This is a genomic window from Sporosarcina sp. SG10008 (genome assembly GCF_044569405.1).
Classification (GTDB): domain Bacteria; phylum Bacillota; class Bacilli; order Bacillales_A; family Planococcaceae; genus Sporosarcina; species Sporosarcina psychrophila.
In genome coordinates, this window is sequence record NZ_CP172607.1 from 2,572,854 (window position 1) to 2,587,646 (window position 14,793).

17 protein-coding genes are annotated in these 14,793 nt (G+C 41.2%); all 17 read right to left on the minus strand.

Annotated features, from left to right (window positions below; genetic code table 11):
* Positions 1-46 precede the first annotated feature (46 nt).
* Entirely contained in the window at positions 47-916 is an 870-nt protein-coding gene (locus tag ACGLYD_RS12380; RefSeq protein ID WP_231885694.1) for a MinD/ParA family protein, read from the minus strand.
* The gene (flhF, locus tag ACGLYD_RS12385; RefSeq protein ID WP_399628177.1) at positions 906-2,018 is read right to left on the minus strand and encodes a flagellar biosynthesis protein FlhF; all 1,113 of its coding nucleotides are present in this window, start codon (positions 2,016-2,018) and stop codon (positions 906-908) included. The genes ACGLYD_RS12380 and flhF overlap by 11 nt, the downstream gene beginning before the upstream one ends.
* On the minus strand, positions 2,018-4,048 hold the full coding sequence (flhA, locus tag ACGLYD_RS12390) for a flagellar biosynthesis protein FlhA (protein WP_399628179.1): 2,031 nt from the start codon (positions 4,046-4,048) through the stop codon (positions 2,018-2,020). Before flhA ends, flhF begins: the two co-directional genes overlap by 1 nt.
* A gap of 118 nt (positions 4,049-4,166) precedes the next feature.
* A complete protein-coding gene (flhB, locus tag ACGLYD_RS12395) occupies positions 4,167-5,249 on the minus strand; it encodes a flagellar biosynthesis protein FlhB (protein WP_067211211.1) in 1,083 nt (360 codons plus the stop codon).
* 1 nt (position 5,250) lies between these two features.
* Positions 5,251-6,027, minus strand: a complete 777-nt coding sequence (gene fliR / locus ACGLYD_RS12400; RefSeq protein WP_067211213.1) for a flagellar biosynthetic protein FliR — start codon at positions 6,025-6,027, stop codon at positions 5,251-5,253.
* A gap of 4 nt (positions 6,028-6,031) precedes the next feature.
* Positions 6,032-6,301, minus strand: a complete 270-nt coding sequence (fliQ, locus tag ACGLYD_RS12405) for a flagellar biosynthesis protein FliQ (RefSeq protein WP_338655881.1) — start codon at positions 6,299-6,301, stop codon at positions 6,032-6,034.
* 12 nt (positions 6,302-6,313) lie between these two features.
* Complete coding sequence (fliP, locus tag ACGLYD_RS12410) at positions 6,314-6,979, minus strand: flagellar type III secretion system pore protein FliP (protein WP_067211217.1); 666 nt, start codon at positions 6,977-6,979, stop codon at positions 6,314-6,316.
* Positions 6,972-7,682, minus strand: coding sequence for a flagellar biosynthetic protein FliO (locus ACGLYD_RS12415; protein ID WP_399628185.1), 711 nt, complete (start codon positions 7,680-7,682; stop codon positions 6,972-6,974). The genes fliP and ACGLYD_RS12415 overlap by 8 nt, the downstream gene beginning before the upstream one ends.
* 7 nt (positions 7,683-7,689) lie before the next feature.
* Complete coding sequence (locus ACGLYD_RS12420) at positions 7,690-8,052, minus strand: response regulator (RefSeq protein WP_067211221.1); 363 nt, start codon at positions 8,050-8,052, stop codon at positions 7,690-7,692.
* 19 nt (positions 8,053-8,071) lie between these two features.
* Positions 8,072-9,298: a flagellar motor switch phosphatase FliY gene (gene fliY, locus ACGLYD_RS12425; protein ID WP_399633216.1), complete on the minus strand. Its 1,227-nt coding sequence runs from the start codon at positions 9,296-9,298 to the stop codon at positions 8,072-8,074.
* Entirely contained in the window at positions 9,291-10,289 is a 999-nt protein-coding gene (fliM, locus tag ACGLYD_RS12430) for a flagellar motor switch protein FliM (RefSeq protein ID WP_399628188.1), read from the minus strand. Before fliM ends, fliY begins: the two co-directional genes overlap by 8 nt.
* 152 nt (positions 10,290-10,441) lie before the next feature.
* Entirely contained in the window at positions 10,442-10,867 is a 426-nt protein-coding gene (gene fliL, locus ACGLYD_RS12435) for a flagellar basal body-associated protein FliL (RefSeq protein WP_338655872.1), read from the minus strand.
* The gene (locus tag ACGLYD_RS12440) at positions 10,857-11,078 is read right to left on the minus strand and encodes a flagellar FlbD family protein (RefSeq protein ID WP_399628192.1); all 222 of its coding nucleotides are present in this window, start codon (positions 11,076-11,078) and stop codon (positions 10,857-10,859) included. Before ACGLYD_RS12440 ends, fliL begins: the two co-directional genes overlap by 11 nt.
* 79 nt (positions 11,079-11,157) lie before the next feature.
* A complete protein-coding gene (locus tag ACGLYD_RS12445; protein ID WP_067211231.1) occupies positions 11,158-12,285 on the minus strand; it encodes a flagellar hook-basal body complex protein in 1,128 nt (375 codons plus the stop codon).
* A gap of 85 nt (positions 12,286-12,370) precedes the next feature.
* Positions 12,371-12,751, minus strand: a complete 381-nt coding sequence (locus ACGLYD_RS12450) for a TIGR02530 family flagellar biosynthesis protein (RefSeq protein ID WP_067211234.1) — start codon at positions 12,749-12,751, stop codon at positions 12,371-12,373.
* A gap of 19 nt (positions 12,752-12,770) precedes the next feature.
* Positions 12,771-13,439, minus strand: coding sequence for a flagellar hook assembly protein FlgD (gene flgD, locus ACGLYD_RS12455; protein ID WP_399628196.1), 669 nt, complete (start codon positions 13,437-13,439; stop codon positions 12,771-12,773).
* A gap of 3 nt (positions 13,440-13,442) precedes the next feature.
* Complete coding sequence (locus ACGLYD_RS12460) at positions 13,443-14,759, minus strand: flagellar hook-length control protein FliK (protein WP_399628199.1); 1,317 nt, start codon at positions 14,757-14,759, stop codon at positions 13,443-13,445.
* Positions 14,760-14,793 lie beyond the last annotated feature (34 nt).

Here is a 14,793-nt window from a genome sequence, read left to right on the forward strand (position 1 = left end):
CGAATCATCCACAACCAACACTTTCTTACGATTGCCTGTATTCAAATCATCCACGCCCTTTCGCAAATATACTTCTCATTTTACCGAGGAATCCTTCTCCTTGTTTGAACCCCTCTTCAGAACTTGGACTAACAAACGACTCTGCAATTGCCATCATTCTTTGGGATATAGGAGCTTTGGGATATAGCAGTAAAAATGGCTCCTGTGCAAGTACAGCCTTATGAACTACAGGATCTTCAGGTAGGAAGCCAAGAATCTTAGTCTCTTTCCCTAAGAACTTACGCATAGCATATTGAAGTCTCGTTACAGCATCATTGCCATCATCCCCCTTTGAAACACGGTTACTGACGATGCTGAATACCTTATCGGGATCTTGCAAACAAATAAATTTCATCATGGAATAGGCATCCGTGATGGATGTTGGTTCAGTTGTCGAAATGACAATAATTTCATCGACAGCGACAATCAATTCGATTGAACGTTGCGTTGCCCCCGCTCCCATATCAAACAAGATAAAATCATATTTTTGTTGTAAATATTCAAACGCTTGGATTAGCCTATCGAACATAGCTGCTGACCATTCCATCACCATATCCAGCCCAGAACCCCCAGAAATGAACGACAAACCTCCCGGCGCTTCATTTACCACTTCATCAATTTCTACCTTATTAAGTAAATAGTCTGTCAAACTATTCCGCGGTGCCATACCAAGAAGAATGTGGATGTTGCCCATTCCAATGTCCATATCAATGATAATTACTTTTTTACCTTTAGCTAAAAGCGCATGGGCGAAATTTGTTGAGAAATTCGATTTCCCAACACCCCCTTTACCACTGACAATGGCAATCGATTTTGACAGTTTACCTTGGGACTTCAGCATCTTGAGCCTAAGTGTTTCCGCCTGATCACGCATCATGAGCACCCTTTACTAACAATGAAATCAGTTTCGTACTATCTGCCTCGGTAATATCTTCCGGCACTTCCTGACCATCCGTGTAATACGCGGTTCCAATACCATAGTCCTTCATAAGATTAAACATCGGACCAATTGAACCGGTTTCATCCATTTTCGTGAAGATGAACTTTTCAACCGAAAATGACTTGAACTGTTCAATAATTGCCCGCATGTCTTCCTCTTTAGACGTCATTGAAAGAACAAGATACGATTCCATATCAAGCGAAAAATCGATTAATCGTGTCAAATCTTCTACGAATTTAGCCTCTTTGTAATTTCGACCTGCCGTATCAATAAATATCAGGTCACGGTCAGCCAATTTTTCGATTGCTTGTTCGAAATCCTTGCTGTTATATGCAATCTCTACAGGAGCTTGTAACAAGTTCGCATATGTACGTAGCTGTTCAATTGCTGCAATTCGGTACGTGTCAGTGGTGATAAAACCGATCTTCTTCTTCTTTTCAAGAAGTGCCCTTGCAGCAATTTTAGCAATGGTTGTGGTCTTTCCAACCCCTGTTGGTCCAAGAACATTAATGAACTTTTTATTGAAAGAAATGCCCCCGAACGGCAATTCACCGATTTGCCGTTCAAGAAGTTGTTTTACGATGAGTAGTTGTTCTTCATTTGTGAAATCTTTTTTCTCCGCTTTCATCCTATCGTAAAGATCCTCACCCAACTCAGTGATAATATTTGTGGACAATCCCTGTTTTTCTAGATGGGTAAGTAACGGTTTCACTTCATCCGGAAAACGGGAATGAGTAGCGGCTTGCTGCATATCCTTCAACATCTTTTTCATTTCGCTCATTTCTTTTTTTAATGCCGCGGACGTATCGTCACCTTTTTCAGCGTGCAATGAAGTAGGTGGAAGAACAATTTCTTCTATTTTCAAAACCGGTTCATCAAAACCCGCAACAACTTCCACAGATTTCTTTTTAAACAGGCCTAGAAACCCTTTAGATTTAACGACATTTGAACTAAGGATGAGTGCATCATCCCCAAAGTCCATACGAACTTTTTTCATGGCTTCTACCATTGTTTCCGCTGTATATTTTTTCATTTTCATCAGATATCCACCACCCCAACACTTTGGACTTCAATTGAAGCTTCAAGTTCATTGTAAGATAATACTGGAATTTGAGGGAAGTATCGTTCCGTTATTTGCCTCAAATACATGCGGATTGCTGGCGTACAGAGAACGACCGGCGATTGATCCATCAATGCGACACGTTCTACTTCACCAGCAATCGACTCGAGGATTTCCTGGGAATGTTGTGGGTCGAGTGATAAATAATTACCTTGTTCCGTTTGCTGGATACTATCTGCAATCATTTTTTCAACTTTGCCAGAGACGGTTAACACTTTAAGCGATTGCCCAGCCGATGCATACTGATTTGTAATTTGCCTTGCAAGAGCCTGTCTAGCATACTCTGTTAAGACATCAACATCTGATGTATATTTCGAATAATCCGCAAGTGTTTCAAAGATGATTGGCAAGTTCCGTACCGAAACATGTTCGTTCAACAACTTCGCAAGTACTTTTTGAATTTCACCAATCGATAACGGTGTAGGCGTGAGCTCGTCGACAAGAATCGGGAATGTTTCACGCACATGATCGACAAGTTGTTTTGTTTCTTGACGGCCAATCAAATCCGCAGCATTCGCACGAATGACTTCTGTCAAATGCGTTGAAACAACACTCGGCGGGTCAACAACCGTATAACCGAGAATCTCTGCATCTTCTTTAACATCTTCCGTTATCCATTTGGCTGGAAGTCCGAAGGATGGCTCGATTGTATCAATCCCTTCAACCGAATCATCTCCACCCGGACTCATCGCTAGGTAGTGATCGAGAAGTAATTCCCCTCTTGCTAATTCACTTCCCTTAATCTTAATTCTATACTCATTTGGTTGTAACTGGATGTTATCCCTAATACGAACAACCGGAATAACAAGACCAAGCTCAATTGCAAGCTGCCTACGAATCATGACGACACGGTCGAGTAAATCCCCCCCCTGCGTCGCGTCAACTAGCGGGATGAGCCCATAGCCAAACTCGAATTCGATTGGATCTACATTAAGTAGATTGACGACATTCTCTGGACTTTTAAGACCTTCCGTTTCAACATCTTCTTCCATCTCCAACAGTTCCTTAGGATCTTCTACTTCCTTCTTAGACATTATATAGGCCGCGACGGCAAGTGTAATTGCAATCGGAAGTGTAAATATGTCATTAATAGGAGTAGCAAGACCAAGTAACAACACTGTTACAGCTGCGACGTAAAGAAGTTTGGGCTGTCCAAGAAGCTGATTTGTTATATCAGACCCCAAGTTCCCTTTTGACGCGGCACGTGTAACAACAATACCTGTTGCAGTTGAGATAAGGAGGGCTGGTATTTGTGAAACGATACCGTCACCGACCGTCAATTGCGAGAAGAGGATCGCAGCTTCTGCGAATGGCAGACCCATTTGAGCTACCCCTATTATCATCCCAACAAGTAAGTTGATAATAACGATAATAATACCGGCAATTGCGTCTCCTTTAACGAACTTTGTTGCCCCATCCATTGCTCCGTAAAAGTCGGCTTCATTACTGACTTTTTCACGTCTTGTACGTGCTTCTGTTTCAGAAATCATACCGGCATTCAAGTCAGCATCGATACTCATCTGTTTTCCTGGCATTGCATCGAGCGTGAAACGGGCTGCTACTTCTGAAACCCGCTCCGCACCTTTTGTAATGACGATAAACTGAATAATGACAAGAATTACGAAGATAACGAGACCGACAACGATATTCCCTCCCGTAACAAAGGTACCGAACGTTTCAACAACTCCACCCGCATCTCCGTTTGACAAGATTGCCCGCGTCGTTGAAACGTTAAGGCCCAAACGGAAAAGTGTAAGCAAAAGTAATAAGGTAGGAAAAATTGAAAACTGTAACGCTTCCTGCATGTTCATGGCAGTTAAAAGAACTAAAAGTCCAAGTGTAATATTTATAATTATCAAGAAACTTAAAAGCCATGGTGGAAGCGGGATGACAAGCATCGCAACGATCATGATTACCGAGGCGAGTACTCCTATATCTCTGAATTGCATGTCATCCCTACTTTCTATTATTTAATCAAATACGCCTCAGTGTATTTGCGTCCTGTACGTCCGAGGCTTTTGTCAACAGAGGGGAGGAATTGAACTACATCCTTCCTTATTGCCCAAATCAAATTTTACGTTGAATTCTGTATACATACGCGAGTATTTCAGCTATTGCTTTGAAGAACTCTTCAGGAATCCTTCCACCAATTTCAACATCGTCATAGAGCGCTCTGGCGAGTGGCCTGTTTTCTACCATGACAATGTTATTTTCAGTGGCAATCAATTTAATCTTTTGAGCGACGAAATCGACACCTTTTGCAACAACGATGGGCGCATCCATATCCCCATCCTTATACTTCAGTGCAATTGCATAATGGGTCGGATTAGTGATGACGACATCTGCATTGGGCACTTCCTGCATCATACGTCGCATCGACATTTCGCGTTGGCGCTGCTTGATCTTAGATTTTATAAGGGGATCGCCTTCAGAGTTTTTATATTCATCCTTAATATCCTGTTTGGACATTCGGAGATTTTTTTCATAGTCATATTTTTGATACATAAAGTCAAGAATTGATATGAATAACAAAACAAATGCTGCCGTTATTCCCATCAATGCGGCAAGTTGCCCGACCGTCGTTAATATGTCCCAGGGGCTTTTAAATGCCAGTCCTAGTACTTTATCGATATTCGACATGAGGATAAGTGTTGTAGTTGTTCCGATAAATGAAATTTTTAGTACGGACTTCATTAATTCAATAATGGCACGGATTGAAAAAATTCGCTTAAGTCCTTTAATTGGATCTATTTTCTTCAAATCCATTTTCAATGGTTCAGCAGTAAGAAGCAAACCGAACTGAAATAGATTCCCTGCCACCCCTGCAACTACCGCAATGAGCATGACGGGTAATAAAAGAAATGCCATTTGGATTAAGACATCTCCATAAATGAGCATTGCCTGATCCTCATCTAGATTAGATATAGGTATATATTCAGTGAATGCCTGATGGAAAAACACGAAAAAGCGGTCCCTCATAAATCCTGCGGCAAAAAACAGGAAAAGGAACACGGCAAGTAGCAGGATTGCACTTGTAACATCCTGGCTTTTTAAAACCTGGCCTTTTTTTCGAGAATCTTGACGTTTTTTAGGAGTGGCTTTTTCGGTCTTTTCCCCTGCGAAGAATTGCAGATCTAGCCGCAACATCATACTAGCCACCTCCAAGAATTAACATCAAGTCCCTCATACTAATAATCATTACTTCAAATAATTTCTTCATCATTTGAACCATTACACCCATCATAATGAACAGAACGATGAAACTAACCCCAATCTTGATTGGGAAACCTACAACGAAAATATTTAATTGTGGCACTGCTCTTGCAGTGATTCCAAGTGCTAAATCGACGAGGAATAATGTTGCGACGATTGGAATCGACATTTGAAAGGCGATTGCAAACGAGGTTGCAAAAGTCCGAATGACAAAATCAACCATTCCCTCTTGACCAAAGGCCGGCCAAAGTTGATCTGCCGGGATGAATTGGTAGCTATAAAAAATACCATCCAAGAGCATATGATGGCCGTTTAACGCCAGTAATAATAGAATGGCCAACGAGTTAAAAAATTGACCAAGAAGTGGAGATTGCGCTCCAGTTTGCGGATCAATAACGTTCGCAATTGCAAATCCCATTTGAAAATCGATAAAACCGCCAGCGATTTGAATGGCAGACATAACGATGAACGCGATGATTCCAATGAATAATCCTGTCATTGCCTCTTTCACTACTAACAATAGATACGCACCATTAATCTCCAGTACAGGCATGTCCACTGTATAGACCATCGCCCACGCAAGCAAAGCACCAAATATGATACGCTGAGTAGACGGTATTGCACGATAAGAAAATAGTGGCAGTGTAACAAAAAATGCAGTAACTCGAGTCAGGATAAGTAAGTATGCAGCTAATGAAGGGACTAGTTCTTCCATTTAATCACCCTATATACCGTCCAAGATTCTCAAAGATATCCGCTGAAAACGTTGTAACCCTTGCTAGCATCCATGGACCGAAAATGACAATCCCTACTAGAACAGCAACAATCTTTGGCACGAACGCTAGTGTCTGTTCTTGAATCTGTGTTGTTGCCTGAAATATACTGACGGCAAGTCCCGACACTAGTGCAAGAATAAGGAGTGGGCCTGAAGTTAAAAGAATGATCCAGATTGCACGCTCAGCTATCTCTATGACTAATTCCTGTGTCATTCAAAACCCCTCCTAAAAACTTTGCAACAATGATTTGATAATGAGATACCATCCGTCAACAAGGACGAATAGCAATATTTTAAACGGTAACGAGATCATGACTGGTGGTAACATCATCATCCCCATCGACATAAGGATACTCGCTACAATCATATCGATAACTAAAAATGGTATGAAGATCATAAAACCCATTTGGAATGCAGTTTTAATTTCACTCAAAGCAAACGCAGGAACTAACATTGTCAGTGAAATGTCTTCAAGTGATTCAGGTCGATCCGCTTTATTGTAGCGAAGGAATAACTCCAAATCCTTCTGCCGAGTATGCTTACTCATAAATTCTTTAAGTGGGATACTTCCCTTTTCATAAGCTTCTTCAAGCGAAATCTCGTCCGCAAATAGCGGAGTAAGAGCCTGATCATTCACTTGCTGAAACGTTGGAGCCATGATGAAAAACGTCAGGAACAGTGCTAGTCCAACAATTACCTGGTTTGGAGGCATTTGTTGCGTTGCAAGTGCCGTTCTGACGAATGACAGAACAATGACAATCCTTGCAAAAGAAGTCATTAAAATTAGAATAGCTGGCGCTAAGGACAAGACAGTCAGAAGTAGCATCATTTTGATAGATGTCGATACATTTGACGGATCACTGTCTGAAAAAAACTGAGCAATATCATTCATCGCGGTTGCGCTCCTTTTCTGTCAACCGGCTGATATGCCGTTTTCTCTCTTCTTTCATCTCCTCAAGCCTTGATTGGAAAACAGTACTGAAATCGGGTGATTCTTCCGTTTTCACACTCGAGTCACTCTTCGATTTACCCGATACTTTAGCAAGAATCCGATTGAGCATACCGGATACTATCTCCGTACTATTATCACCTGCGTAGAATTCAACTAGTTTGTCAATTTCATCGGGATCCGTAATTTCTTTTAACAATCGGATATCGTCTCCGACCCCGATAAGGTAATAGGATTCGCCTATGACGACCAGTTGAATCGATTTATGCTGTCCTAGCGAAATACCACCCATGTTTTTCATAAGTCGATTTTTATCGTAGAGCTTATTTTTCCGATTAACGAACTTCAATAGACCAAATAATAATCCAAGGACAAACACTAAAGCGAATAACGTTTTTATGTAGTCCCCCGCGGAGGAACCGACATCCGCCTTGTCCGGAGTAAGATCTTCAGCGGGCGGTGTTATAGCGTCCTCATCGGTGTCCGTACTGGTACCCTTTTCCGGTTCTTTGTTAAATAATTCGGACACCGGTTTATTCGGATCAGTGTCGGTGTCTGCGTGGACGGATACGTATGGCAATTGGGTTGCTAGGAAGATAAGTAGAATAAAAGCTGACAAGAATTTTTGTACAATCGTTAATTTCATCCTTCGATTATCCTAATGCTTTTTCGATTGCTTCAACAACACGATCTGCCTGGAATGGTTTGACAATAAAGTCTTTTGCACCAGCTTGAATCGCATCGATTACCATTGCCTGCTGCCCCATTGCTGAACACATGATGATTTTTGCCGCAGGATCTTTTTCTTTTATTGCTTTTAAAGCTGCAATACCATCCATTTCAGGCATTGTAATGTCCATTGTGACTAGATCAGGTTTTAAATCGAAATACTTTTCAATAGCTTGTACACCGTCTGCTGCTTCACCAACCACTTCGAAATTGTTTTTTGTCAAAATATCTTTTATCATCATTCGCATGAAAGCTGCATCGTCTACTATTAATATACGTCTACTCATTATCATTACCCCCGTTAAATTATCTTAAATTATTTAAACGTTCCGCTTGGCTTAGAATATCTGTGATTCGTACCCCGAAGTTTTCGTCGATAACGACAACTTCCCCTTTTGCGATATGGCGGTTGTTTACTAATATATCAACCGGTTCTCCCGCAAGTTTGTCCAATTCAATAATGGAACCGCTCGACATTTCCAAAATCTCCTTAACCGAACGCTTTGTTCTGCCAAGTTCGACCGTTACTTGTAAAGGTATATCAAGGAGCATGTTCAAGTTATTGGACTCTGACTTATTTAAAGATGGACTTTCAAAGTTGGCAAACTGTGCCTGTTGAACTTGTACCTGCGGTTGTTGCGGACGCATTTGCATCTGCTGTTGCGGTGCTGGCTGTTCGTATTGTGTGTCATATGACGGTTGCTGCTTACCATGGTCATAATCATTTTGTTCGTACGACTGTTGCTGCACTTGTTGTTGATGTGCAGGCTGTTGGATTGGAGTGGATTGCTGTTCTGTTGGTCGAGTCATCTCGGCAACTGCCGCAGTTTCCTCTTCTGCATCACCACCCATGAGAGAGGCAACTAATTTCTTCCCAAATCCTAGTGGAACTAATTGCATAATGTTTGAATCGATCAGGTCGCCTACTTTAAGTGCAAACGATACTTTAATCATTAAATCATCTTCGGGTATAAGATCTCGTCCTTGGTCTTCAAGAACGTCCATCAAGTCGATTGTTGGCGGTGAAATGTCGACTTTTTTATTGAACAATGTCGACATCGAAGTCGCCGCAGAACCCATCATTTGATTCATCGCCTCTTGGACCGCACTCAAATGGATTTCACCAAGGTCTGTATTTGGATTTAAACCATTGCCGCCTAACATAAGATCCGCAATGATCGCTGCATCGCTTTGTTTTATAACAAGTAAGTTCATACCACTAAGACCCACTGTATAGTCTACCTTAATGGCCACATATGGATGAATGAATTCTACTTCTAAAGCTTCTTTATCCACAACCGATATAGTCGGCGTCGTTATTTCAACTTTCTGTCCGAGCAATGCAGATAATGCTGTTGCAGAACTACCGAAAGAGATATTGCCAATTTCACCAAGCGCATCTTTTTCCATATCGTCTAAATAATCTGCAGTAATTATTCCCTTAGTGGCGGAGTCCTTAGGCTCATCGGTCGACAAAGGCTCCCCACGAAGTAATGCTTCAATTTCTTCCTGCGAAAGGATATTATCACTCATCATCTTCATCCCCTCCGATCTTTGTATCTATTATCTGAACAGCCATCTTATTTTTCAATTGCCCTGGCTGCGCCGTGAATTTAGGAATACCACCAATGTTTATAACAAGTGGATCATCAATTTTACGGTCTAGCTTTACGACATCCCCCGCTTGAAGGTAGAGGAAATCCTCAATTGTCATCTCTGCATTGCCAAGTTCCGCGACAACAGACAAAGGAGCTTGTTTTAAACGTTTTTCAATAACCATACTTTGCTCTGTCGTAGGCTCTTTCTTGTTGGTCTGCATCCAATAACGTACCGATAAGTTCGGAACGATTGGTTCAAGAACGACGTGTGGAATACAGATATTGATCATTCCACTAGATTCTCCGATGATAATATTGAAAGAGATAACGACGACCGTTTCATTCGGCGATATCATTTGAAGGAATTGAGGATTGACTTCAATCTCGGTTAGGAATGGGTCAATATCAATAATTCCAGACCATGCCTCGCGTAAATTGTCAAATGAACGTTCAAATAAGTTTGTCATAATCTTCAATTCAATTTCAGTCAGATTATCGACTTTTCCCGGGCTTTCTCCAACCCCACCCATCATTCGATCGAGCATCGTATAAGCAATATTCGGATTTACTTCCATCAGGATATTACCGTCTAACGGTGGAACTTCAAAAATATTAATTAAGGTCATATTCGGAATTGACCGTATAAATTCCTCGAACGGAATCTGATCAACCGATGCAACACTAATTTGGACATACGTTCGTAGTTGTGCTGAAAAATACGTTGTTAATAGTCTTGCAAAGTTCTCATGAATTCTCGTTAAACTGCGAATCTGATCTTTAGAAAATCGAAGGGCACGTTTAAAATCATACACTTTTACTTTCCGTGTCTCATCTTCTTTTTTCATGTCTTCTGCAGACATTTCCCCTGTTGAAATCGCAGATAATAATGCGTCGATCTCACTTTGGGATAATATATCCCCGGCCATTATATGGTCACCTCCCGCTATCAGACTCTAGTGTAACTACTTAACTATATAGTTTGAGATAAAGAATTCAATTGAATCCGTAGCTGCGCTAGGGGATGCCTCTCGCCCAGTTTATATAGTAATATGGCTATTCATTTGTTCAACTTGACTAGTTATTGAATAATGTAAGATACGATATAGACTTTTTGAACTTCCCCATTTTGCATTAGTGGGTTGAGATGTGCTTTCAAGGCATCCTCAAATGCCTTTTTTCCCGCTTTCCCTTCAAGGTCTTTCGACGTCATCTCGGAAAGTTCTTGGATAACAATATTTTTCACTTGGAAGTCCCTTTTTGCAAGTTCTTCTCCAGCCAACTTATTATCTGTCTGGATTTTCAAAGTGAGTCGTACAAATTGTTGATTGCCAAGGTTTGTCGTAATTTCTTCTATATCAACTGATGATTCGATAATCTCATCAATTGTTGGCTCTTTTACTTCATCACCTTTATTCAGCTGCATAACGAGAATGAGTATAACTGCGCCGATAAGTGTGATACAAACTAGTATAATAAGAGATACCGACAGCACTTTATTCTTCATCTTCTTCACTCCAAATATGCGGATTTGATAATAACTGGACCGCCTTATAAAACTTGATAATACGGCTATTCACCTCGACAGCCGTATCAAGGACAACATATTTCGTTCCTGTCGTAAGAGTAATCGTCGTATCAGGAAATGACTCGACTTTCTCTATGTACAGCGCGTTCAATGTAAATTCGGTTTTATTTAGACGCGTAACTCGTATCATATGTAAGGGGCCGGGCACAGAGCCGGCCCGACCCTCCTTTTCTAGTGAAGCTATGTTAGATTACCTGTGTTGTGATTAGTTATCGTTTCAAGTTAACAAGTTCTTGTAGGATTTCATCGGATGTTGTGATAATCCGCGTGTTTGCTTGGAAACCACGTTGTGCGACAATCATTTCTGTGAATTCTTCAGCTAGGTCGACGTTGGACATTTCTAGGAAACCAGATTCTACTTTTCCAAAACCTTGTTGAAGTGCAACACCAGTTAATACTTCACCAGAGTTCGCAGTTTCTCTGAATAGGTTACCGCCTGTTTTCTCAAGACCACCTGGGTTTGAGAATTTTGCCATTTGAATTTGACCTGCTTCTTGAAGAGTTGCCTTATTGTCTGACATTACCTTGTCGAAAACATCTTTAGCTGTATTATATGGTCCTCGAAGTGGTGTTAACGTAGTTGTAGCTGCGCCTACTGCAGTTGTAGCTGCGACTTCAGCAGCTAAAGCTGTGACTTCCACAGCTTTAGCTGCTGACACTGCAGTCGCATCTGCTGGAACCAAAGCTTCAGCTTTTTTCACATCTGCTTGAGCTTTTTTCACATCTGTTTCAGCTTTTTTCAAAGTAGCTTCAGCTGTATTCAAAACCACTTCAGCAGCTTTAAAATTCTTTTCAATTGGATTAAATATAACCTCTGCCGCTGCAATTTTAGCGGCACCGCCTGGTGGTAGATCCACAAAATAAACAGTACCATCTTGACCTACTGACATAGATGATGCCGTAGTAGGTATCGTAATCTTGCCTAACTCACCTTGCACATATCTCCCGTCACCATCAACTAGATCTCCACTACTATCCATGTAAAAATTCCCTGCTCTTGTATACATAGTTTCATTGCCTTGCATCACTTGGAAAAAACCATCTCCAGCAACGGCAAGATCTAATGTATTCCCTGTAAATTGTGTAGACCCACCTGTATGAAGCGTGTCAATCGCAGCAATTTGGGATCCAAGTCCAACTTGTTTTGGGTTGACCCCACCGCGTGCATCGCCCGGTGCCGAAGCGCCTGCTACAGTTTGTGATATCAAGTCTTTAAAAATCGTACGACCTTTTTTAAATCCGTACGTATTAACGTTTGCGATATTGTTACCAATTACATCTAGTTTTGTTTGGAAGTTTCGTAGACCTGAAATCCCTGAGTACATTGAACGTAACATTTATATTTTTCCCCTTTCGATTTTAAAAAGTGTAACCGCATCTATCAGTCAGCGGTTATGGCATCCATAAAGGTCCTGCCGAATTTTAACTAAGCACAATTGTGCCGTCGATGTTCGTAAATAATTGATCTCTCGCTTCCATGCGATCCATCGCTGTAATGACTGTAGAGTTCTTTGCACTTACGATAAGTGCTGCCTGGTCCATCAAAACGAGCGATTCTTTAATTCCCTTTAACTTTGCCTCGTTCACCTTCTCAGTGACATGTGCCCACTCAGCATCCGTTATCTGGATGTTTCTTTCTGCCAAACGCTCTGATGCGTGTTTGCTTATTTTAAGTTCAGAAGGCTGCGCCGCTTTGTTCAGATGTTCGAGAAACGATTGCTTTGGGCTTGGTGTTGATGCCAGTGCCTGTCCTTGACGAATAAGCGGCTGTGATGGAATACGATGGAGGTTTAGTTTGTCCATACAATCGCTCCGTTCTTTGTTATTTGCTTATCGATGTAAAGTTTTTACCGTCAATGCGGGTACCGTCTTCTAAGATATATTGCAGTTTTCCATCTTTATTGGAAACCGAAGCGACTATACCTATCTTCTCTTCTTCACCGTCGATATAGCCGACTTTCTTGCCGATTAGCATGCTCGCTTCAACAAGGCTGTTCGTTCCACTTGAACCAGACATTACTTCTGAAATATTACCTGGTGTCAATTCTTTGCCGTCATCCATAATGAATTTGACAGAACCATTGTCATACTTAACAGACACGATACGATTAGTACCTTCATCAACGATAGGATTGCCATCTTCACCTACAACCGAATTACCTTTATCATCAACTCTTAGTTCATGCCAACGGACTTCTTTACCGGCAAAACTGTTGTACTGAATGAGTTGTGATTGACCTTGTGCTTCCGCGAACTTTTCAAACGACTTCGATAAGTTCATCGTCTGTTCAAGTGCTGAGAACTGAGCCATTTGTGCGATAAACTCATTATCTTTCATCGGATTTGTCGGGTCCTGGTTTTGTAATTGGGTGATGAGTAACTTCATGAAATCATCTTTACCCATAACTCCATCGCCAGTTTTACGCTCATCCCGCTTTTTATTGACTAAATAATCCGTTCCTGAAATCGCTTTTTGTCCTTCAATTGCCATTCGTTATACCCCCAAATCAATCATATACTCCTGAAACGTCATTTCTTCTTCATCGTTTTGTTCATGTTGCTCTTCTGTTTCTTGTCCTTCTTTTCTGAAGTGCTGATTAAACGCTTGGTCGCGATCGTTTTTGGTTGTATCTTGCAATGTTTGAGAAACGTCGATTCGTTCTACTTGCAGATTTTGTTGAAGGAATGCGCTTCTTAGCTGATGCAACTGACTTTCTAACATATCTTTACCGAGTGCGGTGGATGCAAGAATCCGTGCTGTCATGATGCCATTTACCTGTAGCAATTCAATTCGAACTTGTCCCAGATGTTCAGGATACAGTTTAATGAGAAGGCGGTTCGTTCCGTCCGCTTGACCGAAATTCGCACGTTTGAAAATAGTTTGCATTTCTTTAATCAAGGCTTCATTTCGTGCATTCGTACGATTTTCCACTTCAGTAAGTGTAAGTTCACCTTTAGTTGCTACAACAGTGCCTAATGCACTACTTACAACTTGTTGCGATGCATCTTTGGTACTCACCGTGCTAGGCGATGATTCTGAACCTTTTTCCATAGTTCCATCATCTGTCAAAGTTCGAGCGGCATCTACTGGAACGACAAATCGGACTATGTTTTTCGACTCTATCAATTGTACCATGCCATTCTTCGCAGAACTGCTAGAATTAAGGACATTTTCGAAACGTTCACCTGTTGTTGCAAGATAGCCTTGTAGTGTAAATACTTGCTGTTCCTGCTTCAAAAGCAAATCGATTTTCGGCGCGGTAAGTTCTGCTGTTTTAAGCAACGTCAATAATTCGATTGCCTGTTGTTTCGATATTTCGCCTTTCCCTTCAAGCGCATCTGTCAATTGAGAGAAAAACTGTGGAGCCACTTTATCAATGGCGTTCAATACCGTCCAAAAGTCATTCGTATTGGCTACTGCTGACAATTCCTCTTCGTCAAGACCTGCTTGTTCTAATAGTTGAAGCAAGCTTTCAATCAGTTGTTTCGGTTCAAGATTGAGTAGACTTGCAAGCTCTTCTAGATTACCTAGATTAGAAATTGAATCTAGTTTACTTTCGCCATCTGTTAAGTCTTTAATAGCAGTCCCAAGCTCTTCAATAGAAGTTGCATTAAAAATCGCCATTATCGATTCATCGGTTATCCCGCTGACAGTCAGTTCCTGTACAGGAGCGACAGCTAATTGGACATTTCCAGCGATACTGCTGAAAACCGATCCAAATAAATTTGTTGCTGGCTGACCTGACTGAACATTATTCGACGAAGCCTGCACGTTCATCCCAACCATTGCTTGTAATGATGCGATGTTCACTTATTCACCTCCCTTCAAAAGCAGCTGTACAAAG

Coding starts and splice junctions, on each gene's coding strand:
- fliL (WP_338655872.1), bottom strand. CDS start 10,867: ATGAAGAATAAAGTGCTGTCGGTATCTCTTATTATACTAGTTTGTATC.
- ACGLYD_RS12445 (WP_067211231.1), bottom strand. CDS start 12,285: ATGTTACGTTCAATGTACTCAGGGATTTCAGGTCTACGAAACTTCCAA.
- ACGLYD_RS12440 (WP_399628192.1), bottom strand. CDS start 11,078: ATGATACGAGTTACGCGTCTAAATAAAACCGAATTTACATTGAACGCG.
- fliY (WP_399633216.1), bottom strand. CDS start 9,298: ATGAGTGATAATATCCTTTCGCAGGAAGAAATTGAAGCATTACTTCGT.
- flhF (WP_399628177.1), bottom strand. CDS start 2,018: ATGAAAATGAAAAAATATACAGCGGAAACAATGGTAGAAGCCATGAAA.
- fliR (WP_067211213.1), bottom strand. CDS start 6,027: ATGGAAGAACTAGTCCCTTCATTAGCTGCATACTTACTTATCCTGACT.
- flgD (WP_399628196.1), bottom strand. CDS start 13,439: ATGGCAATTGAAGGACAAAAAGCGATTTCAGGAACGGATTATTTAGTC.
- flhB (WP_067211211.1), bottom strand. CDS start 5,249: ATGATGTTGCGGCTAGATCTGCAATTCTTCGCAGGGGAAAAGACCGAA.
- ACGLYD_RS12420 (WP_067211221.1), bottom strand. CDS start 8,052: ATGAGTAGACGTATATTAATAGTAGACGATGCAGCTTTCATGCGAATG.
- fliQ (WP_338655881.1), bottom strand. CDS start 6,301: ATGACACAGGAATTAGTCATAGAGATAGCTGAGCGTGCAATCTGGATC.
- fliM (WP_399628188.1), bottom strand. CDS start 10,289: ATGGCCGGGGATATATTATCCCAAAGTGAGATCGACGCATTATTATCT.
- fliP (WP_067211217.1), bottom strand. CDS start 6,979: ATGAATGATATTGCTCAGTTTTTTTCAGACAGTGATCCGTCAAATGTA.
- ACGLYD_RS12380 (WP_231885694.1), bottom strand. CDS start 916: ATGATGCGTGATCAGGCGGAAACACTTAGGCTCAAGATGCTGAAGTCC.
- flhA (WP_399628179.1), bottom strand. CDS start 4,048: ATGCAATTCAGAGATATAGGAGTACTCGCCTCGGTAATCATGATCGTT.
- ACGLYD_RS12450 (WP_067211234.1), bottom strand. CDS start 12,751: ATGGACAAACTAAACCTCCATCGTATTCCATCACAGCCGCTTATTCGT.
- ACGLYD_RS12415 (WP_399628185.1), bottom strand. CDS start 7,682: ATGAAATTAACGATTGTACAAAAATTCTTGTCAGCTTTTATTCTACTT.